Origin of the sequence: Novosphingobium subterraneum (assembly GCF_000807925.1) — a bacterium.
In the GTDB taxonomy this organism is placed as follows: domain Bacteria; phylum Pseudomonadota; class Alphaproteobacteria; order Sphingomonadales; family Sphingomonadaceae; genus Novosphingobium; species Novosphingobium subterraneum.
This window is the reverse complement of record NZ_JRVC01000030.1, coordinates 30,648-49,460: the sequence shown is the minus strand read 5'-3', so window position 1 is coordinate 49,460 and position 18,813 is coordinate 30,648. Positions and strand designations below refer to the sequence as shown.

Genomic DNA, 18,813 nt, shown 5'->3' with positions numbered 1-18,813 from the left:
GTCACCTGCGCGCGATCAAATCGGAACGCTGCGCGGCATCAGATCGGAATACATGCGCGCCATCGTCGGAATCCGCAATGCGCTGGCTGAACCCGCCGTTCTTGAAGCCTTTTGAGTAGGATGCATAGATCAAGGTGTCGTCAGTGATCTTGTAGTCCGCCGAAATCGCTGGTGTCCATTCCTTCGCCTTGGCCTGGACTTGCACAGCTGGCATCGTGTGGTTGCCTCCCGGGTTCGTTGCCGAAGGCGTGCATCCGCCTGGAAGCGGGAAACCGGCGAAGGCTTCGAAGCCGGGGACGCCTGGTGGGATCACGCCCGGCACGGCCTGCCCGACGAGGCACTGGCTGAAGGCAATGAAAGCGCCATTGGGATAAAGTGAGGCCAGCACTGGATCGAACCGCGACCTATCATTGTAGATGACTTGTAGCGACGGATCGAACCGCTTGGTTTCGTTGGTGTAACGAATGCCCGGCGTGATCGAGAACCGGTCGGTTACCTTGAAGGTGGCCTGCAGGTATGACGCATAGCTATCGTTGTCGATTTTGCCACCGGAGAAGAATTGGGCGAACCCGAACTCCAACGGTTCCTTATCCTGGCCTTTTTCCTTTAGATAGTATGCGCCCAGAACAAACTTCAGTCGATCATCCAGAACACTACCGGTTAGCTGGAGCTCTTGTGATGCCTGCCACAGATCGATATTGTTGGTGAGCTGCAAAATGTTGTGCGGAGTGCCGTCGAAATCATATTCGAACCTCGATTTCTGATCACGATAGGAACTGATCGACTTCAGGCTGATATCACCGAAGTCATAGTCGAGCGTCAGGTTAACTCCCCATAGATCGAAATCCGAGCGGTTGTTGCCGCCGGCCCAAGTCGTATCAGGATCCCCGGTAATCCAGCGCGTGCTGGCGCAATTAGGGTTGCTGGTCGGGGCCAGCGTTCCAGGAATCGGACCGGTGGGCCCAAACCCGCCCCAAGCCGCGCCGCAGGCGCCCGTAGCGGCCCCGACCGCGGAGATCTTGTTCCAAAAATACATCGAGCTCGGCGCGGCGATCAGACGATTGGTGCCCCCAGGGGGGGCGCTGTTGGGAATCTCCACAAAACGCAACGGAACCGGCTGGTCTCGCAGTTCGATGAGTGAGATTGCTGTCTGCTCTTCACGACGGATATTGATATCGCCGCTGAGGTTGACCGTCAGCTTGTCGGTCGGCTCCCACTTGAACGCCAGCCGGGCGCCAAAGCTATCCTTGTTGCCTTGGCGACCGCCATCGAACAGGCGTCTCTGAAAACCGTCGCGGGTTTCGTAGGATGCAACCGCGCGCATCGCGAGATTGTCACTCAGCGGCACGTTGATCATGCCCTTGAAATCTGCGCGATTGTAGCGTCCGGTAACGGCTTCGAGCTTTAGGTCGAAATCTTTCTGTGGCTGCATCGAGTTAACAACAATGGCGCCACCAATCGTGTTCTTGCCAAACAGGGTTCCTTGTGGCCCGCGCAAAATCTGAACGTCGGAAATGTCGGCCATATCAAGCAGCGCGCCAACGGAGCGAGCGACGTAGACGCCATCGACGTAAACCCCGACACCTGGATCGACCGTGATGTTGAAGTCGGTCTGCCCAACGCCACGGATGAACGCTGTCAGCGAAGCACTTGATCCGGAAATATTCGCGACCGGCTGGATGTTCACATTAGGAGCAAATTTAGCGACCTGTGCGACATTGTTAATCTGCCGTGCTTCGAGCATTCCTGCGTTCATTGCCGTGATTGCAACGGGAGTTTCCTGCAGATTCTCGGCTCGCTTGCGAGCGGTCACGATGATTTCTTCAAGGCCACCCGATGCCGGGGCGTCGGCCTGAGGTTCGCTTGCCGCAGCATCCTGGGCATGCGCCGTCATCGGTGCAAGGCAAGTCAGCCCAATGATGGCTGAAGTGCTGGCGCGCAGGAAGACCTTCCTGAAATTCATCAATTGCTTTGTCACTTGGCATTCTCCCTCTTGTTGATGTATTTTTATTTATAAGCGTGGATAGACTAAACGTAGATGTTGAGGTTCTTGCTCAACATCACATTGTGCTTGAGGATCGCTCGGCGTTTGACCAGTTGAAAGCTGTTGCCGACCTGGCGCCAGATATCGATACGGTTGCCGATCAGCGAATCCTCGTCGCGTTCGTTGCGATTGCGATAGGCATAGAAGTTCGAATAGACCCGGAACTCGTCGGTGTTTTCGGTAAGCTCCACCTCGACGTTGGTGATGATATGGGTGTAGCGCGTCGCCGGATCCTCCGACCAGGCCGTTCCGGTCTCGAGCCGCGAAAGCCGCTTGAGGATTTCGGGCTTGCTGTCGTTGTAATAGGCCATCCGGGTCAGGTCGGTCACCTGCTCGGTCTTGTCGCGGCGATAGCGGGTTTCGATCCCCGGCATGTGGTAATGCAGGTCTTCCGCCAGCATGCTGGTCCAGGCCTTGTAGTGTTCATCGTCGAGCAGCCGTGCTTCGCGATACAGCGTCTGGGTCAGCGCGTGGGTCAGTTCGAGCGATGCGGTAGTCCCTTCGCGCGTGCGCTCGATCGTTGCGGTGTCGGTCATAGCTGTAGTTCCTCTCAGAGCGCGAACAGGCCGGGAAGGTCGCGGGTTTCGGCCACATTGCCCAGCTGCGGTTCGGGCCGTGCCGGCATCTTGCCGAATTCGTCATGGGTCATCATGTCGAGCCAGCGCTGGTAGAAGCCGCGCTGGTTGGCGTCGTTGTACTGGCCGCGATAGACGATGCCCGGCAGGGTATCATGTTCGATCTGGCGGCCGATCCCGCAGCGATAGTGCAGGCGCTCGTGCCGGGTGACGACGCCGCGGTTGACGGTGGTGCAGTTCTCCCAGTTTTCCCCGTCATCCATCTCGAAGGTGCCACCGGGGCCGAAGGTCTGCATCACGCCCTTGGTCACTTCCTCCTTGATGTCGTCGGGCATGTTCTTGTTGACGATCACCCAGGTCTTCAATTCGAACTGCATCGGCCCCTTGGGTTGCCACTGGCGGAAGGTGGAAATGCCCGGCAGGAACGAGACGTTGGGGAAGATCGATGCCGAGGCGACCGAACCGAAGATCTTCGAGCGCATCTCGCCCAGGCGTTCCGCCATCTTCGGGCGGATCTTGTTGTAATAGTCCATCACCTTGGGGCGCCCGAGCAGGAAGAGGTCGCCCACGCCTTCGGTGCCGAATTCCCAGCCGTGGCCGTTCACGCTGGCGTGATAGGAATTATCCATGTCGATCGGCGGGAACGGCTGGCCGTTGTTCATCGACCGAGTGCCCGAATCATGCGTCCAGCCGGCGTGGTAAGCGTCGCCGATGAAGTTCTCGACCCCGAACTTCCAGTTCGCGCTGATCACCGACTTGATGCAGCCGCCAATGAATTCGGTGCCGCCTTCCTCGTTGTCGAGGATCATGTCGAGATACCACCGGAAATCGCCTAGCCAGGCTTCCAGGCTCGGCGCATCGCTGTTGAAGGTGGCGAACACCAGGCCCTTGTAGTTGCCGACCTTGGCGACGTTCTTGAGGCCATGGTTCTTGAAGTCGATATCGCCCGCGTCGTAGCAATATTCCTCGTGCATGCCCTTGAGGTCGCCGGCGGTGTCAAACGCCCAGCCGTGGTAATTGCAGACGAACCGACGGGTGTTCCCGGCATCGGCGAAGCACACCTTATTGCCGCGGTGCGGGCAGGAATTGAGCATGACCCGGATCGATCCGTCGGGCTGGCGGGCGACGATCACCGCATCTTCGCCCATGTGGGTCGTCAGGAAGTCTCCGGAACTGGGGATCTGGCTTTCGTGGGCAACGAACAGCCACGACCGCGCGAAAATGCGGTACAGCTCCTCCTCGTAGATGTCGGCATCCGAAAAGATCCGGCGGTCAAGCCAGCCTTCCTTGAGGTCCATGTAGCGTGAATAATCCGGTTCGCGACCGATACGTTCGAAGCGCATGATTGTTCTCTCCCGTCAGGATTGTTCAGAAAAAGGCGTTGAGGTTGCTGTCCGGCAGCACGGAATGGTCCAGCACGATCTCGCGCGCGGTGAGCAGCCACGCGCCGCCTTCGCTGCGCCAGAGGTCGGTGCGTCCGGCGGTGAGCAGGCGGGTAGTGCCGTCGATCCGGTTCCGGTGCATCACCAGCACAGAATGGACCCGCACCTCGTTATCGGCCTGGGTGGCCAGAACCTCCACGTTGGAGACAGCGCGGCGGATGTAGTTGGGAGGATCCTCGGCCCAGACGAAGCCGGATTTCAGGCGATCCACCCGCATTTTGAGCCGACCCAGATCCTCGTTGAAGATTACCCCTGGGCCAAGTGGTAAAGGCGGCGAACGGTCAGCGCGGAACCTTCGGCTCTTCAGTTCAAGGCGATAGCTGACGTCTTTGCCGAGCATGGCCAGCCAGCCTTCGAAATCTTCGTTGTCGAGCAGCCGGGCTTCGCGGTGGAGTGCCTGGGTGACAGCAACGATCACCTCCACCGGTGGAGGGGCAAGCGGCCGGTCAAGCATGCTCGGCTTCCTGTTCGGTCAACGAGTTGATGTTGTACGTGGGCACTTCGGCCCAAGTTTCCGCCATCATGTGCTCTTGCCAGCGGCGGTAGAAATAGCGCTGGTTGTGTTCGCTTACCAAGCCGGCGGCGATATCGCCGGGGAAGCCCTCGCGCTTGCCCGAGCGGCCCAGCGCCATGTTGGTGTAGACATCCATCTGCGCCGTGCGCCAGCCGCGCGACTGTTCGGTGCAGGCGGTCAGATTGTCGCCATCGTCGTTGTCGAACAGGCCTGCCAGGCCGAAGGTCAGGCACTGGTTTTCGAGGATCTGCGCTTTCACCGCCTCGGGCATGTCGTTTTCGGCCATGGCCCAGGTCCACTGCTCGATCTGGCCGGGACCCTTGGGATGATAGACCCGGAACCAGTTGAGCCCGGGCAGCAGCTGCAGGTTGGGGAAAATGGTGATGTTGACCTGCGCACCCCACACCTGCCTGCCGCGCACTTCGCCCAGACGGTCGATCACCGTCTGGCGGTTGGCCTCCAGGTATTCGAGGATCGGCTTGGGATCGGGATAGAAGGCATAGCCGGAAACGCCGTCGAGCGCGCTCAGGACCATGTGCCCGTTCATGCCGGCGACCGACAGCCCGCCATCGAGATCGACCCCGGAATTGCCGACGCTGAGCCCGGTGAGGTCCATCGACTGGACCGCCGCCATAGCGCCGGCATGGGCCCAGCCCAGGTGATAGCCATCGCCGCAGACGTTCTCGACTGGCAGCTTCCAGTTGGTGCCCAGCACCATCTTCTGCGTCTCGCCGAGCAGTGCCGATCCGCCTGGCATGGCATCCAGCCAGACATCGAGGAAAAACTTGGCATCGCCCAGATAGTCATCGAGGCTGGGCGAATTGGCATCCCAGCAGCCGAACACCAGGCCCTTATACTCGGCCACTTTCGTCACCGGGATCAGGCCGAACTTGGTGCGGTCGAGTTCGCCGAAATAGGCCTCGTTTTCCAGCGGCACCCCGGAGAGCGCGCCGTCCGGGGAAAAAGACCAGCCGTGATAGTTGCAGGTGAAAGCGCGCGCATTGCCGCGATCGGCGCGGCAGATCCGGTTGCCGCGATGGGTACAGCTGTTGAGGAACGCCTTGATCGACCCGTCCTTCTGGCGGATCACGATCACATCGTCTTCGCCCATGAAGGTGCGGAAATAGTCGCCCGGCTTCGGAATCTGGCTGGTGTGGACCAGAAACAGCCAGCAGCGCCCGAAGATCCGCTCAAGTTCCTGCCGATAAATGTCTTCGCTCGCGTAGATCGAGCGCGATTGGCGCCCGGTGCGGGAATCAACCAGATCGGCAATGCTGTCGTTCATTTGATCCTCTCCCGCACAGTATGGCTAAAGTCGGCATCGATTTTTCGTGTCGCGAAAGTTCTAAGCACGAGTCGTGCCAATATCGGTTTCTTACCGGTTTACAGCAGTCCGGGTTGGTCAATCCCACTGCGAGGCAGCTTGCAGATCGACGTAAATGTAAATGTCGAGGCTTGAGTCTGGCCCGAAAGTTACGAATCTGATAGCCTGACCGGATGAAGACACTTCCAGGCTACGCCGACATTGCCAGCAAGCTGCAGTTCTCACCGGAAATGGGCCGGATCTGGCACGATGGTGAACGCTGCGTACTGCTCAGCCAAGCGGCTCTGGCCAGCTGGCGCAGCCGCCTAGTTGCCGAATTGGGGCACGAAGCGGCCAGCCGGTTCTTCTGGGGTGTCGGTTTTGCCGAAGGCGCACGGTGCGCGATCGGCGCGAAAAAATTACGCCCGGATGGTGATTATCTTGAAGCATTCGCGGTCGGACCGCAGGCGCACGCCTTGACCGGGTTTGGCTGGACCCAGATCGAAATCCTGGAAAATGATTCCTCGCGAGGGCATTTCGAAGGCCGGTTCAGGGTCCACGATTCGATCGAGGCGGCGATCCATCTCAGCGCGACCGGGTACAGCACTGACCCGGTGTGCTGGATGCAGACTGGCTTTGCCAGCGGCTTTGCCACAACCTTCGCGGGACAACCGATCATCATGCGCGAAGTGGAATGTGCGGGGCGAGGCGATGCCGCCTGCGTACTTCACGCCAAACCAAAACCCGAATGGGATCAGTTGGACAACCTCGAATTGGCCGCGACGCCGCTGGTCCTGCCCGAAACGCGGCATGATGGGGGCCAAACGGTGATTGGGATCTCGGCAGGGTTCCTCTCAGCCAAGACCATGATCGAACGCACCGCGTCGAGCAATGCGACGCTGCTGTTAATGGGCGAGACCGGGGTCGGCAAGGAAGTGCTGGCCAAGCTCGCTCATCGGCTGAGCATGCGCGAGGCGGAGCCGTTCATCGCGCTCAACTGCGCGGCGATCCCCGAGGGGTTGATCGAATCGGAGCTGTTCGGCGTGGCCAAGGGGGCCTATACTGGCGCGGTTGCCGCCCGGCCCGGTCGGTTCGAGCTGGCCAATGGCGGCACGCTGTTCCTGGACGAGATTTCGACACTGTCGCCACTTGCACAATCGAAGATTCTGCGCGCTGTCCAGGAAGGTGAGTTCGAGCGGGTCGGCGATACGCGGACGATCAAGGTGGATGTCCGATTGATCGCAGCATCCAATGTGGAACTTAACGAGGCGGTGCGGGAAGGCACGTTTCGTGCCGACTTGTTCTACCGGATATCGACTTTGCCGGTCCGGGTGCCGCCGCTGCGCCAGCGCCGCGAGGACATTCCGGTGCTGCTGGAACACTTCCGTCTGCATTATGCCATGCGCCATGGCCGAACGGTATCGGGCTTCACCCCGCGGGCGATCAACGCGCTGCTGGTGTACGATTTCCCCGGTAATGTGCGCGAACTCGAGCGAATGGTGGAACGTGCCGTGCTGCTGGCGGACGACGGGCGAGCGATCGACGTCAGGCACCTGTTCCTCGAAACCGACGGTCTCGAATTGAAGCCGACGATGGGCATGACCAACGATGGCAGGATCAGCGCCGTTGACAATGTCGGCGATCGCGCCGGCTTGGTGCGCCAGATGCTGGATCTGATCGTCGATGGGGGCGGAAGCCTGCTGGAGATGGAAGGGCTGGTGATCCGCGAGGCCCTTGATGCGAGTGGGGGCAACGTTGCGCGCGCGGCGCGCACCTTAGGCTTTACCCGTCGGCAGCTCGCCTTGCGTCTTGAAAAGTTGGAAATCCAGGAATAAACCTAGCGCGGGCAAAATCTCGCAACGCATTGCATATTATGCAAAGGCAGTCTATGGGAAGGGGCGCCTTCTGGCAATAAGCCCCGGAAAGCACGCAAAGTTGGGAGAATTGCATGAAATCGATAGCCGTGGTCGGAGCAAATCTTGCGGGTGGCCGCGCGGTGGAGTCCTTGCGCCAGGCTGGCTTCGATGGCCGGATCACCCTTATCGGCGAAGAACCGTGGCGGCCCTACGAGCGCCCGCCCCTGTCCAAGGAGGTGTTGTGGGATCCGGCCAATGTACCGGACAATTTCTTCCTTCATGACGAGGCCTGGTACGCCGCCAACCGCATCGAAATGCGGCTTGGCACGCGTGCCGAAGCGCTCGACCTGGCGGCGAGCGCTGTGCGCCTGACGGGCGGAGACCTGGTCCAAGCCGACCGCATCCTGCTGACCACCGGTGGTTCCGCCCGCAAGCTCAACATGGAGGGTGCCGACGCCGCCAACGTGCATTACCTGCGCACCCGGGACGATGCCACCCGGATGGCGACGGACCTCAGGGACGGCGCCCGGATCGTCATCATCGGCATGGGTGTGATCGGGGCTGAAGTCGCGGCCAGCGCGGTCAAGCTGGGGTGCCGAGTGACCGCGATCGAACCGCTTGCCGCGCCTATGATTCGCGCGCTCGGGCCGCAGTTCGGGCAATGGCTGGGCGAGGAACATCGCCAGCGCGGCGTCGACACCCGCTTCGGACGCGGCGTGAACGCGATGAAGGTGCTTGACGGGCGGGTGACGCAGGTCGAACTCGATGACGGATCACTGGTGGATTGCGATGCCGTGGTAGTCGGGGTCGGGATAGTGCCAGAAATCAGCCTAGCCCGGGACGCAGGCATCGTCACCAATAACGGCATTATCGTCGATAGGCAGTGCCGCACCAGCAATGAGAATGTCTTTGCCGCCGGCGACGTCGCCGAACAGGACAGCTTCTTCGGCGGTCATATCCGCCAGGAAACCTACCAGAACGCTGCCGACCAGGCCCAGGCCGCAGCGCTCGCGATGCTCGGGCAGGACGTCGATTACTGCAAGCCGGTTTGGTACTGGAGCGATCAGTTCGATCTCAACATCCAGTTCTGCGGCCATATCCCGGTGCAAGCCGAGGTAACCCTGCGCGGAGACATGGCAAGCAACCAGTTTACCGCATTCTTCCGGTCAGGCGAGACGATCGAGGGCATCCTGACTGTCAACCGCGCCCCGGACATGGGCATCGGCAAACGGCTGATCGAGCGCCGGGCCAGAGCCCAGGCGGCGCAGCTGGCCGATGCCGATGTGTCGCTCCGCGAAATCCTCAAGCAGGCTGGTTAGGCTCGCAAGGCGGGCGGGATCAGCCGATCCCGCCACCTGCGACGTAGAGCGTCTGGCCGGTGATGTAGGACGCCTCGTCAGCGGCGAGAAAGCAGATTGCGGCGGCCAGTTCCTCGGGCTCGCCGAAGCGGCCCAGCGGGGTATCGCGCAAGGTCTGCTCCATCACTTCGCCAAAGCCTTTGCGGTCCGCGTCGGAATGCGGAGCGGTGTTGCGCGGGGTGACACGGGTCACGTTGACCCCGCCGGGAGCCACGCAATTTACCCTGATGCCACAATCCTCCAATTCCAGAGACAACGCAGCGGTCAGCGCCGCCACGCCGCCTTTCGCAGCCGCGTAGGGCACGCGATTGACCCCGCGCGTTGCCACCGAGCCGATGTTGACAATCGCGCCGCGACCTGCCGCGCGCATGTGGGGCAGCACTGCATGGCAGCACCACAGCGTCGGCCACAGCGAGCGATTAATCTCGGCGACGATTTCTTCGGTGGTGTATTCCCAATAGGGCTTGGCCCAGATCGTGCCACCTACATTATGGACGGCCACGTCGATCCGCCCGAATTTATCGCTTACAGCGTTATACAGGGCAGCGGCTCCAGTCTGTTGCTCAAGGTCGTGGATGGCGGGGTGCGCGTCGACAGATTCGGCCATAAGTCGCGCAACCGCATCCAGTGTCGCCTGTTCTGCACGATCGGCAACCACGACTGTGGCCCCTTCTCGCCCTAGGCGCTGGGCGGTAGCAAAGCCGATCCCCTGGGCTGCTCCTGTGACAACTGCGATCTTGTCTGCAAATCTGCCGTTCGCGTCTGTCATCCCTGATTTCTCCCAACCCACACCGCATCCGGCCGGACGCGTGCAATCCTAGTGGCATCCGGCCTCATAAAACCGCATTCAACCCTTGCCAAGTCAATAGGCAATGCGTTACACATTGGCTAATGATTGAAGAGTCTTTGGGAGATGTTTCGTGGCGCGTGAACTGCTGACTGCTGCTGATGTGAAGGGTGCTTGGGCGATCGTGCCGACTCCAGCCAAGGAAGGTGCCTCCGACTGGCGCGCCGCTGATACTGTTAATGTCGAAGAAGCAGCCCGCATGATCGACGGCCTGATCGAGGCCGGGGTCGATGGCATTCTCAGTATGGGGACGCTGGGCGAGGCCGCAACCATGACACTTGACGAAAAGCTCGTCTTTATGAAGACTATCGTCGATACCGCCGCGGGCCGGGTGCCGGTGTTTGTCGGGACAACCTGCATCAACACCCGCGACACCATTGCGCTAACCCGCAAGGCAGTCGATATCGGCGCGACCGGGACGATGTTGGGCGTACCGATGTGGTGCGCCCCCAGTGTCGACGTCGCGGTACAGTTCTATCGCGACGTTGCCGAGGCGGTGCCCGACATCAACATCGCGATCTATGCCAACCCCGAAGCCTTCAAGTTCGATTTCCCGCGCACGTTCTGGGGCCAGGTCGCCGAAATTCCGCAGGTTGTCACCGCCAAGTACATCGGCGTCGGCACCCTGCTGCCCGATCTCGCGGCGATCAAGGGGCGGATCAAGCTGCTGCCGATCGATTTCGATTACTACGGCGCGGCGCGGATGGACGATTCGATCGACGCCTTCTGGACCAGCGGCGCGGTCTGCCACCCGCTGGTCAGCACGACCCTGCGCGATGTGGTCGCCGCAGCGCGCGCGAGCGGCGACTGGAGCGCTGCCAAGGCTTTCATGGGCCGGCTCGCGCCGACTGCGGCGACGCTTTTCCCGAACGGCAGCTTCAAGGAATTCTCGACCTACAACATCCCCCTGGAAAAGGCGCGGATGACCGCCGGCGGCTGGATGAATGCCGGGCCTTGCCGTCCGCCCTATCACCTGTGTCCCGAAAACTATCTCGAAGGCGCGCGCAATTCAGGCAGGATGTGGGCTGAACTGGGCAAGGCGCTCGAGGCAGAGCGTTGAAATGAGCTGAATTGCCGCAATCAAACCCGTGGGAAAACGAGGATGGCTGAAACAACACTGACCTGGCCCAAGAACTATAATGAAGTTCCCAAGGCGGCCTTTACGCGGGCGGATCTCTACGCTGACGAGATCAAGCGGATTTTTCACGGCCCGGAATGGCACCCGATCGCGCATGAGAGCGAATTGCCCAATCCCGGTGATTTCAAGACGATGCGGATGGCCGGAATCCCGCTTTTGATCTCACGCGACGAGGCAGGCGTGGTGCGGGTGTTTTACAACGCCTGCTCGCACCGCAGCAATCAGCTCGAAACCGCGGTAATGGGCAACAAAACCGAGTTTGAGTGCCCCTATCACCGCTGGCTGTTCAACGCCAAGGGCGACCTGGTCGGCTGCCCCAACCCGCGCGAATTCCTGCCCGGCTTCGACAAGGCCGATTACCCCTTGGGGCAGCCGCGTTTCGAGCTCTTCTATGGCCTGATCTTCGTCACGTTTTCGGCCGAGACTGAGCCACTTGACGAGTTCCTCGGTGAAGCCGGTGAAACCCTGCGCGAACTGATGGCCGGCGACGGACGGCTGAAGCTGCTCGGCTATCAGAAGGTTCGCTACGACAGCAACTGGAAGGGCTACAACGACAACGACGGCTATCATGCCCCGTTGCTGCACGCGGCGTTCAAGATGCTCAACTGGCAGGGCGGCAAAGGGCGGCAATACACCTGCACTAAGCGTGGGCACGTGTGCTTCGAATCGGCGCTCTCGGTGGCCAGTGGCCCCAGTGTTCTCAAGGACAAGGAACTGATCGCGTTCAAGGGGCAGGACCCTTCGGTGGGGTCGCGGATCGTCCAGCTGTTCCCCACCTTCGTCTCGACTAAGCACCTCGATGTCATCAATCTGCGCTTCGCCACCCCGGTCGATGCAGAGACTACAGAAGTTCACTATGCCTATTTCGCCCACCAGGACGACGATGCGGACATGGTTCGCCACCGCTTGCGGCAAAGTTCTAACCTGCTGGGGCCTTGCGGGCTGATCAGCATGGAAGACGCCTCGATCTTCCACCGGATCCACATCGGCAGTCACACGCCAGGCCACGCTATCTTCCAGAAAGGCGTGCGCGATCCGGGCAAGCTGGAATCGGAGTTTCTGCAGAACGATGAAAGCGGCAATCTGCCCCGCTGGGAATATTACCGCTCGGCGATGGGTTTCGAGAGGGCAGAAGCATGACGGCCACCATTCCCGAGTTGGAAACAGCGATCGACCGATTGCTGCTGGCCGATGCCAACGCGCTTGACAGCAAGGACATGCCGGGCTGGCTCGAAAACTATGCCGAGGAAGACCAAGCATCCTATTATTGCCGCGCGGCTGAAAATACCGAGCACAACCTCGAGCTCGGATTCATGTTCGACGATTGCCGGGCACGGCTCGAAGATCGCGTCACCTATGTGAACGAGATCTGGGCCGGCACCTTTCAGGACTACCGCACCCGTCATTTCGTCCAGCGCGTCAGCCATCGCCAGGTCGATGCCCGAACGGTGGAAGTGGTTTCGAATTTCTCGGTGTTCATGACGCCGATGGATGTCGGCGTCACCCAAGTCCTAGCCGCCGGCCGCTATCTCGATACAATGCGACTGTCAGACGATGGTGGCGCCAAGTTGCTGTCCCGCCGCGCCGAACTCGATACTTCGGTTCTGCCGCGTTATCTGGTCTACCCGATCTGAGCTTCGCATGTCGGGCTTCGGATTCGACCGTGCGCTGGAGCCAAAAAAGGTAAGAAGACATTATAATCGACGCGCACGCACACCTGGTAGCTCCGTCATCGTTATACGCACACAGAAGCAATCTGATTGTTTCCGGGGGGCAGTACGGAAAGAACTATAGAGCGAAAGTAAGCGACGGCGATTTGCAGGAAAGCGCCGAACAGAACGTCAAGATCATGGATGCCGTGGGTACCGACGTCCAGCTGCTGTCGCCTCGGCCTTTCCTCACTCTGAACGGCACCGCCCGGTGGGAAGATATCGTCGATTGGACTTGCGACACCAACGACATGATCGCCCGCACCGTGAAAATGTTTCCCAATCGTTTTCGGGGGGTGGGAGCCCTGCCCCAACAGGCGGGCCGACCCGTCGAATCCCTGTTTGACGAAATCGAGCGGGTTGTTGATGACTTGGGCTTCGTCGGGATTTTGCTCAACCCTGATCCGAGCGAAGGCATGAACGGATCGCCCCCGCTGGGCGATCCCTATTGGTATCCGCTCTACCGGCGTCTGTGCGAACTGGATCTCCCGGCCCACATCCATTCCGGGCAATGTTGCAACGGTCGGGAATCCTACGATGAGCACTTCATCGCCGAGGAGGGGCTTGCGATTACCTCGGTCTACCGGGCTAACGTGTTTGATCGCTTCCCCGATCTGAAACTCATGATCAGCCATGGTGGCGGCCCGATCCCCTACCAGATCGGACGCTGGCGTTCGCATCGCGAGATGGCACGGGCGCAGGGACGGATTGCTGCGGATGCCCCGTCGTTTGACGAAATTCTACGAAAATTCTGGTTCGACACCGTCTTGCACAATCCCGATTCGCTCGATCTGTTGGTGAAAACAGTGGGATATGACCGTTGCTGTTTCGGCACCGAAAGGCCTGGCTCGGGCGACGGAATCGACCCTCTCACCAGGCGGCACTACGACGATCTCAAGCCGGTGATCGAAGGTCTCACTTCACTCGACGACGAAGCGCGGGCATGCATTTTTGAACACAATGCCCGGAAGCTGTTCACACGTCTCGATGTTTAATCCCGGGCGAACCGGCGCGGACCGGTCCGATCGGCCATCGCGATGGCCCAACCTGGTTCACGAAGGAGTGGCGAACAGTGCGACACAGCATTCAAGTAGATGGCTTCCACCATTCCGGTAATCCGATCCCGGCCGCAAGTCGGGTCGGCAGCCTCGTCGCCACCGGAGGCGTTTATGGGCTGGATCCCGAAACAGGGATCGTCGCGGAGACCGCGGAGGACCAGGTACGGCTTACATTCTGGCAATTGGGCCGCATTCTGGAAAAGGCGGGCGGCAGCTTCGACGATGTCGCGAAGATGACCTTCTATGTTGCCTCGGCCGATCTCAAGCCCCTGATCAACAAGTACTGGCTGATGGAATTCACGGACGAGCAATCAAGGCCAGCCAGACACACACTGATGTACAATTCATTGCCTGGAGATATCGTGATCCAGTGCGATGCACTGGCGTTTGTTTCCAGCCATGAGTGAAGACGATGCACCAACCGACGATCAGTCGATTGCGGATCGCCTCGGTTCGTTCGACACTTGCACGATATCCGATGCACTCGATACTCTTGGGCTAACGGGCGCCGTAATCGGTCTGGCTCCGCTCACCATCCCTGGTCGTCGGATTGCCGGAGAGGCCGTAACCGTCAAGCTCGGGCCGCCGCTTGCCGGATTGCCCAAACGCCACCTGTGCGCGGCCGCCGTGATGTCGGCCCGCAATGGCGAAGTCATCGTGATAGAACACCGTGGCCGGGCCGATGTTTCCGGATGGGGCGGACTGCTCAGCAGAGGCGCGATCAAGCGCGGCGTGGCCGGGGTGATAATCGATGGTGCCTGCCGCGACGTCGATGAAAGCAGGGAGTTGGGGCTGCCCATTTTCGGGCGCAATGCGGTTCCGGTAACTGCACGAGGCCGGATTGCGGAGCACGCCTGGGATTGCCCGGTCACGATCGGGACCGTGGTCGTCAAACCGGGTGACTGGGTTGTCGCGGATGGCAGCGGAGTGGTTTTCGTCGATCCGAACCGTCTGAATGACGTCCTGCGGGAAGCTGAGAGGATCAGCGCACGCGAAGCGGCGATGGCGCTGGCGATCGAAGCGGGTTCGCCACTCGATCAAGTCCTTGGGGCTAATTACGAAGACTTGCTGAACGGTGCGGAGAGCAATCATGGATGAAGCGAAGGTTGTGGAACGTCTGAACACCGTCGGGGTCACGGCGCTCTCCGACGCGCTGGACAGGCTGGAAATTGCAGGCCAGTTGATCGGCCTTGCTCCGGTTGCTCGCGGCATGAAATTTTCCGGACGGGCTTTTACGATCCGGATGTTGCCGGTCGGCCTTACCGGTGGGAGCGTCGGCGACTATATCGACGAAGTGCCACCTGGCGCGGTGGTCGCCATCGACAATGGCGGCATCTTGAACCAGACCGTCTGGGGCGACATTCTGACCTATGTGGCTCATACCAAAGGTATTGCGGCGACCGTGATCGACGGCGCATGCCGCGACAGCGACCGCTGCGTCGCGCTTAACTATCCCGTTTTCTCGCGCTGCGTGACAATGCGCACCGCCAAGGATCGCGCCACCGCGGTTGCCAACAACGATCCAATCCAGCTGGCAGGAGTGCGTGTCGAACCCGGTGACTGGCTGGTAGGAGATTCAGATGGCGTGGTTGCCATCCCTGCCCCCCATCTAGAGGAGGTTCTTGCAATCGCAGAGCAAATAGAGGTCGCCGAGAAAGCAATATTGGCTGCCGTGGATAGCGGAAAGCGCCTGGAAGAGGCACGTAAGGCATTTGGCTATCATAGTTTGCAAACCGGTATGGGTAGGACCTGCGCATGAACCGTTCTCGAAAACGGCATCTGGCCTATGGAATGCGATAAGGCACCCATTAGCGCGAATGACACCAGGTTATAGGCAACGGGGGCGCTTCCAGATCATCAATTGACAAGAATGCAGCGATTAGGTTGAATCCACGTGCGCATTCCCAACTAGACTGCACGCCACCCGGAAAGGCGTGTCGTGATTTTGACTTACGCAAAAATAGTCGCAGTCGCTGCGATGGTCTTCGTTGCCCCTGCGAAGGCAAGGGAAGTGGATTTGTCTCGCTTCGCTCCTTCTGCCATTGCGGCCAGTGGCGGAGATGGTCCTGTCGAGGTTGCGCTACGCGCTCATTTGCAAGGTATCAGCCAACCTGTCTATATAATTGATAAAATTGGCAAAGGAGCCAGCGCAAGCCAGAACCCGCTGTCTTGTCCTGGGAATGGTTACCTCCAGACATGGTGGTTGCCGGCCGAGGTGGAGAAACGCCGAGCAACGTACTTTGAAGCGATGTCGCAAATCGCCTGCGAGAATGGCCTGCCCGCCAGCTTGCTGGATGCAGTTGTTGCCCAAGAGTCAGGATACAAGGCTTGGGCAATCAGCAGGGCCGGCGCAATGGGAATGATGCAGGTTATGCCCGGAACCGCCAGGCATCTGGAGCTATGGAACCCTTGGGACGCCTTGGCGAACATGCGCGCGGGCGCGCGATATCTTCGCCAGCAACTTGATCGTTTTGAACGCGTCGATCTCGCCCTGGCCGCCTACAATGCCGGACCAGAGCGCCGCTCCCTCACGCTGGGCTATATCCCAGCGATCCCCGAAACCCGCAATTACGTGCGAACCATCACAACCAACTGGCTCCGCCTTACCCAGCTCAATCGTCCAGATTCCAGCTCTCTTGCGCGAGCGACAGCAGCCAGCACAGCCGTCTGGGCATCAGGCTACCGCGAGGTTTCATTGGTCACCTACGACGGGACGAATTCCGCAAACCCGATATAGTGCGCATAGAGGATCGCAATGGCCAGAATGCACGGAAATCCGCAGAGGTAGCTGAGCTGAAAATGCAGCCATACCTTCGGGAACCACAGCCACCACCGCAGCCCCGAACCGGACGGCGGCGCGATCGTGCCCGCGCGGATATCGAAGATCGTTTTCAGCAGAGCGCAGCCTGAGCAAATCCCGGCCAAGAGGCCGACGGCCGCATAGAGCTGGGTCCACGCGGCGATGGTGTCGGGCCGCATGGAGGGCCGATCAAGCCTGTAGCGTCTGGTTGTTCTGCATGACCCGCTCCTGATGCGAGAGCAGCAGATCGTAGGCTCGCCGCGCCGCTTCGTGGATCACGGCCGGGCGCAGATCGACCTCGATCGAGCCGCGCCGACAGGTCAGGACCTCGAGATAGAAGCTCTTGAGGCTCTCGGTCGCCAGAAAGACCGATTGCTCGATGTAGGCCCGCGGATCGTGAAGCAGTGCCACGCAGAATTTCGCGCGAACATGATCCATCCCAAGCTCGCTGAAGATGCGATCTCGCAAGTCGTCGGAGAGCGGGTTGGTTTGCTTGAGGATCTTGTGCAGCTTCGGCCGCGAAATCTGCATCCGGTCAGCAAGGTGAGCCGGCAGAATGCCTTGTCGTACCAGCTCGTCGTTTATGAGTTGCTTGTACTGTTCCTGCTCGCCCTCGCGCGGTCCAGGACTGGCAAAAGCGAAGACGGGTTCACTGCCCGGTGGACTGCTCGGCTTGAAGACCGTCTCGGGCGTCAAGTTCCTGTGAGGCATTATCCATCCCTCCCAAGGCAAAAGGTCTATGGGATGGCATAACCTGTCAAGAGTCTTAAGAAGCGCGCAACTTGCCGCGTGGAAAATACCTAGAGCAGATTGTATTTTACCGCGAGGTATACCGCGAACGGCACGAGGATCTTGTCCAATCCCGGCTTTTCGCTGATTTCCTTCACCTTGGCGCGGACCGCATCGTAATCTCCGGACCACTCCGGGCCGACCTCGAGAAAGATCCGGATGTCCCCGCCGATCGCGTAATCCGCGAGGAAATCTTCGAGTTCCTGCTTCGATATCCCGTGGGATTTGAGGCGCAAGCAGGCGGCTTGGACAGTCATCCGCATCGTCTGAAACCGGCGGGATTCCTTGGAATAGGCCGCCATCGCATCGACCAGCAGGTCGAAGCACTGCTCGCTTACGAAGATGCGGACGTTGCGCGTTCCTGCGGCCATGGGTGGATATTCCGGTGCATGTGTCGGCAGGCACAATGGCTCCAAATTGTAAATTTGGCGAATCCGGGCCGGTGGAAGTGATTCGGGAAGGCCAATTCCTTGTTCGGCAATCACAATTCCCGATGCAGCAAACCGGATTGCGGAAAACGGAAACTTCAGTTCCCGATCCGGCAATTCCCATTCCCAAATTCGGAAACATAAGGTGCCTCCAAGTCCGCCTTGAGGAAATCATCCGATTCGTTTCCGGGCCGTAACGGACCTTTAATTGCTCCAGGCAGCGCCCCTCTGTTCATTCTGAAGGCCGTGACAATCACGGCGTTTGGAAAGGACATGGCAACATGAAACTCACGATGAAAGGGAAGGGGGCAAGCCTCCTCCAGGGGGCCGCAGTGGTCGCGGTCGCTGGCCTCTTCGGCAGCGAAGTGGCGATGGCGGGCGCCGACACCACGTTCAACACCGCGCTCACCAGCTTCACCGGCTTCCTTGAAGGTTCGGGCGGCAAGATCATCACCGTGCTGAGCCTCGCCGGCGGCATCGTCGGTCTCGCCTCGGGCCGGTTCAGCCTCGGCCAGGTCGCCATTCCCGTGGGGGTCGGCGTCGGAGCCGGCACGGGCGTGCCCATCGTCACCGCCGCGGTCACCGCGACGATCTGATCCAACCAGTCGTCCGCGCATGGCCGCAGGGCTTTGCGTGGGCGGACAAGAGGGTGGTGTCGTTCATGAATCGCTACACGGTTCCCGCGCATCTCGATGATCCGGAGCTGATCGGGTTTTGGACACTCGATGAGTTTCTCGCGATGATCGTTCCCTTCGCCTGGGGCATCCTGTCTCAACATATTTTCATCGGTCTATGTTCAAGCGTGCTGGCCTGGTGGGGATTGCGCAAGTTGAAGGCGGGACGAGCCGTCTCGTGGATCATTCATTCGGCCTACTGGTACCTGCCGGGTGCCTTTATGGGGCTGAGAGCGACGCCGCCCTCCCATCTTCGCCTGATGGCGGGCTGAGGACGG

21 protein-coding genes are annotated in these 18,813 nt (G+C 60.1%); 12 read left to right on the top strand and 9 right to left on the bottom strand.

The window, feature by feature from the left end; genetic code table 11:
• Position 1 precedes the first annotated feature (1 nt).
• The 5 genes from NJ75_RS21070 to NJ75_RS21050 are packed head-to-tail and all read right to left on the bottom strand — an operon-like array spanning position 2 to position 5,860.
• Positions 2–1,978 (bottom strand): TonB-dependent receptor, encoded by a 1,977-nt coding sequence (locus tag NJ75_RS21070; protein WP_236727220.1) that lies wholly within the window; start codon positions 1,976–1,978, stop codon positions 2–4.
• Positions 1,979–2,028: 50 nt separating this feature from the next.
• A complete protein-coding gene (locus NJ75_RS21065) occupies positions 2,029–2,580 on the bottom strand; it encodes a 3-phenylpropionate/cinnamic acid dioxygenase subunit beta (protein WP_010891005.1) in 552 nt (183 codons plus the stop codon).
• A gap of 14 nt (positions 2,581–2,594) precedes the next feature.
• On the bottom strand, positions 2,595–3,962 hold the full coding sequence (locus NJ75_RS21060) for an aromatic ring-hydroxylating dioxygenase subunit alpha (protein ID WP_010891004.1): 1,368 nt from the start codon (positions 3,960–3,962) through the stop codon (positions 2,595–2,597).
• A gap of 25 nt (positions 3,963–3,987) precedes the next feature.
• Positions 3,988–4,515 carry an aromatic-ring-hydroxylating dioxygenase subunit beta gene (locus tag NJ75_RS21055; RefSeq protein ID WP_010891003.1) on the bottom strand — a complete coding sequence of 176 codons (528 nt, stop codon included), beginning with the start codon at positions 4,513–4,515 and terminating at the stop codon, positions 3,988–3,990.
• The gene (locus NJ75_RS21050; protein ID WP_010891002.1) at positions 4,508–5,860 is read right to left on the bottom strand and encodes an aromatic ring-hydroxylating oxygenase subunit alpha; all 1,353 of its coding nucleotides are present in this window, start codon (positions 5,858–5,860) and stop codon (positions 4,508–4,510) included. Before NJ75_RS21050 ends, NJ75_RS21055 begins: the two co-directional genes overlap by 8 nt.
• A 212-nt stretch (positions 5,861–6,072) precedes the next feature.
• Here NJ75_RS21050 and NJ75_RS21045 point away from each other — a divergent pair, with 212 nt between their 5' ends.
• Positions 6,073–7,713 carry a sigma-54-dependent Fis family transcriptional regulator gene (locus tag NJ75_RS21045; RefSeq protein WP_010891001.1) on the top strand — a complete coding sequence of 547 codons (1,641 nt, stop codon included), beginning with the start codon at positions 6,073–6,075 and terminating at the stop codon, positions 7,711–7,713.
• Between the two features lie 113 nt (positions 7,714–7,826).
• The gene (locus NJ75_RS21040; RefSeq protein ID WP_010891000.1) at positions 7,827–9,053 is read left to right on the top strand and encodes an NAD(P)/FAD-dependent oxidoreductase; all 1,227 of its coding nucleotides are present in this window, start codon (positions 7,827–7,829) and stop codon (positions 9,051–9,053) included.
• A gap of 19 nt (positions 9,054–9,072) precedes the next feature.
• Here NJ75_RS21040 and NJ75_RS21035 read toward each other — a convergent pair whose 3' ends face one another.
• A complete protein-coding gene (locus NJ75_RS21035) occupies positions 9,073–9,861 on the bottom strand; it encodes a 1,6-dihydroxycyclohexa-2,4-diene-1-carboxylate dehydrogenase (RefSeq protein WP_010890999.1) in 789 nt (262 codons plus the stop codon).
• Between the two features lie 151 nt (positions 9,862–10,012).
• On the opposite strand from NJ75_RS21035, the gene NJ75_RS21030 reads away from it, so the two are divergent.
• From NJ75_RS21030 to NJ75_RS20995, 8 genes are all read left to right on the top strand, one after another.
• Positions 10,013–10,999 (top strand): dihydrodipicolinate synthase family protein, encoded by a 987-nt coding sequence (locus tag NJ75_RS21030; protein WP_010890998.1) that lies wholly within the window; start codon positions 10,013–10,015, stop codon positions 10,997–10,999.
• A 42-nt stretch (positions 11,000–11,041) separates the two neighbouring features.
• Positions 11,042–12,217: an aromatic ring-hydroxylating oxygenase subunit alpha gene (locus tag NJ75_RS21025; RefSeq protein ID WP_010890997.1), complete on the top strand. Its 1,176-nt coding sequence runs from the start codon at positions 11,042–11,044 to the stop codon at positions 12,215–12,217.
• Entirely contained in the window at positions 12,214–12,711 is a 498-nt protein-coding gene (locus NJ75_RS21020; protein WP_010890996.1) for an aromatic-ring-hydroxylating dioxygenase subunit beta, read from the top strand. The genes NJ75_RS21025 and NJ75_RS21020 overlap by 4 nt, the downstream gene beginning before the upstream one ends.
• 59 nt (positions 12,712–12,770) lie before the next feature.
• Positions 12,771–13,781: an amidohydrolase family protein gene (locus NJ75_RS21015; RefSeq protein ID WP_010890995.1), complete on the top strand. Its 1,011-nt coding sequence runs from the start codon at positions 12,771–12,773 to the stop codon at positions 13,779–13,781.
• 77 nt (positions 13,782–13,858) lie between these two features.
• A complete protein-coding gene (locus NJ75_RS21010; RefSeq protein ID WP_010890994.1) occupies positions 13,859–14,251 on the top strand; it encodes a RidA family protein in 393 nt (130 codons plus the stop codon).
• The gene (locus NJ75_RS21005; protein ID WP_039337886.1) at positions 14,244–14,942 is read left to right on the top strand and encodes an RraA family protein; all 699 of its coding nucleotides are present in this window, start codon (positions 14,244–14,246) and stop codon (positions 14,940–14,942) included. The genes NJ75_RS21010 and NJ75_RS21005 overlap by 8 nt, the downstream gene beginning before the upstream one ends.
• Positions 14,935–15,603 (top strand): RraA family protein, encoded by a 669-nt coding sequence (locus NJ75_RS21000; RefSeq protein WP_010890992.1) that lies wholly within the window; start codon positions 14,935–14,937, stop codon positions 15,601–15,603. Before NJ75_RS21005 ends, NJ75_RS21000 begins: the two co-directional genes overlap by 8 nt.
• 219 nt (positions 15,604–15,822) lie before the next feature.
• Entirely contained in the window at positions 15,823–16,581 is a 759-nt protein-coding gene (locus tag NJ75_RS20995; RefSeq protein ID WP_143004971.1) for a lytic transglycosylase domain-containing protein, read from the top strand.
• On the opposite strand, the gene NJ75_RS20990 is transcribed toward NJ75_RS20995, so the two are convergent.
• The 3 genes from NJ75_RS20990 to NJ75_RS20980 form a co-directional block, all read right to left on the bottom strand.
• Complete coding sequence (locus tag NJ75_RS20990; protein ID WP_010890990.1) at positions 16,548–16,823, bottom strand: hypothetical protein; 276 nt, start codon at positions 16,821–16,823, stop codon at positions 16,548–16,550. The genes NJ75_RS20995 and NJ75_RS20990 overlap by 34 nt on opposite strands.
• A 10-nt stretch (positions 16,824–16,833) precedes the next feature.
• Entirely contained in the window at positions 16,834–17,355 is a 522-nt protein-coding gene (locus NJ75_RS20985; RefSeq protein ID WP_010890988.1) for a hypothetical protein, read from the bottom strand.
• An 89-nt stretch (positions 17,356–17,444) separates the two neighbouring features.
• Positions 17,445–17,804 carry a hypothetical protein gene (locus NJ75_RS20980; RefSeq protein ID WP_039337885.1) on the bottom strand — a complete coding sequence of 120 codons (360 nt, stop codon included), beginning with the start codon at positions 17,802–17,804 and terminating at the stop codon, positions 17,445–17,447.
• Between the two features lie 338 nt (positions 17,805–18,142).
• On the opposite strand from NJ75_RS20980, the gene NJ75_RS20975 reads away from it, so the two are divergent.
• Both NJ75_RS20975 and traL read left to right on the top strand, forming a co-directional pair.
• The gene (locus NJ75_RS20975) at positions 18,143–18,457 is read left to right on the top strand and encodes a hypothetical protein (protein WP_010890987.1); all 315 of its coding nucleotides are present in this window, start codon (positions 18,143–18,145) and stop codon (positions 18,455–18,457) included.
• Between the two features lie 65 nt (positions 18,458–18,522).
• Entirely contained in the window at positions 18,523–18,807 is a 285-nt protein-coding gene (gene traL, locus NJ75_RS20970; RefSeq protein WP_010890986.1) for a type IV conjugative transfer system protein TraL, read from the top strand.
• Positions 18,808–18,813 lie beyond the last annotated feature (6 nt).

Coding starts and splice junctions, on each gene's coding strand:
- NJ75_RS20975 (WP_010890987.1), top strand. CDS start 18,143: ATGAAACTCACGATGAAAGGGAAGGGGGCAAGCCTCCTCCAGGGGGCC.
- NJ75_RS21020 (WP_010890996.1), top strand. CDS start 12,214: ATGACGGCCACCATTCCCGAGTTGGAAACAGCGATCGACCGATTGCTG.
- NJ75_RS21000 (WP_010890992.1), top strand. CDS start 14,935: ATGGATGAAGCGAAGGTTGTGGAACGTCTGAACACCGTCGGGGTCACG.
- NJ75_RS21055 (WP_010891003.1), bottom strand. CDS start 4,515: ATGCTTGACCGGCCGCTTGCCCCTCCACCGGTGGAGGTGATCGTTGCT.
- NJ75_RS21035 (WP_010890999.1), bottom strand. CDS start 9,861: ATGACAGACGCGAACGGCAGATTTGCAGACAAGATCGCAGTTGTCACA.
- NJ75_RS20995 (WP_143004971.1), top strand. CDS start 15,823: ATGGTCTTCGTTGCCCCTGCGAAGGCAAGGGAAGTGGATTTGTCTCGC.
- NJ75_RS21065 (WP_010891005.1), bottom strand. CDS start 2,580: ATGACCGACACCGCAACGATCGAGCGCACGCGCGAAGGGACTACCGCA.
- NJ75_RS21050 (WP_010891002.1), bottom strand. CDS start 5,860: ATGAACGACAGCATTGCCGATCTGGTTGATTCCCGCACCGGGCGCCAA.
- NJ75_RS20980 (WP_039337885.1), bottom strand. CDS start 17,804: ATGGCCGCAGGAACGCGCAACGTCCGCATCTTCGTAAGCGAGCAGTGC.
- NJ75_RS20985 (WP_010890988.1), bottom strand. CDS start 17,355: ATGCCTCACAGGAACTTGACGCCCGAGACGGTCTTCAAGCCGAGCAGT.
- NJ75_RS21025 (WP_010890997.1), top strand. CDS start 11,042: ATGGCTGAAACAACACTGACCTGGCCCAAGAACTATAATGAAGTTCCC.
- NJ75_RS21040 (WP_010891000.1), top strand. CDS start 7,827: ATGAAATCGATAGCCGTGGTCGGAGCAAATCTTGCGGGTGGCCGCGCG.
- NJ75_RS21060 (WP_010891004.1), bottom strand. CDS start 3,962: ATGCGCTTCGAACGTATCGGTCGCGAACCGGATTATTCACGCTACATG.
- traL (WP_010890986.1), top strand. CDS start 18,523: ATGAATCGCTACACGGTTCCCGCGCATCTCGATGATCCGGAGCTGATC.
- NJ75_RS21005 (WP_039337886.1), top strand. CDS start 14,244: ATGAGTGAAGACGATGCACCAACCGACGATCAGTCGATTGCGGATCGC.
- NJ75_RS20990 (WP_010890990.1), bottom strand. CDS start 16,823: ATGCGGCCCGACACCATCGCCGCGTGGACCCAGCTCTATGCGGCCGTC.
- NJ75_RS21045 (WP_010891001.1), top strand. CDS start 6,073: ATGAAGACACTTCCAGGCTACGCCGACATTGCCAGCAAGCTGCAGTTC.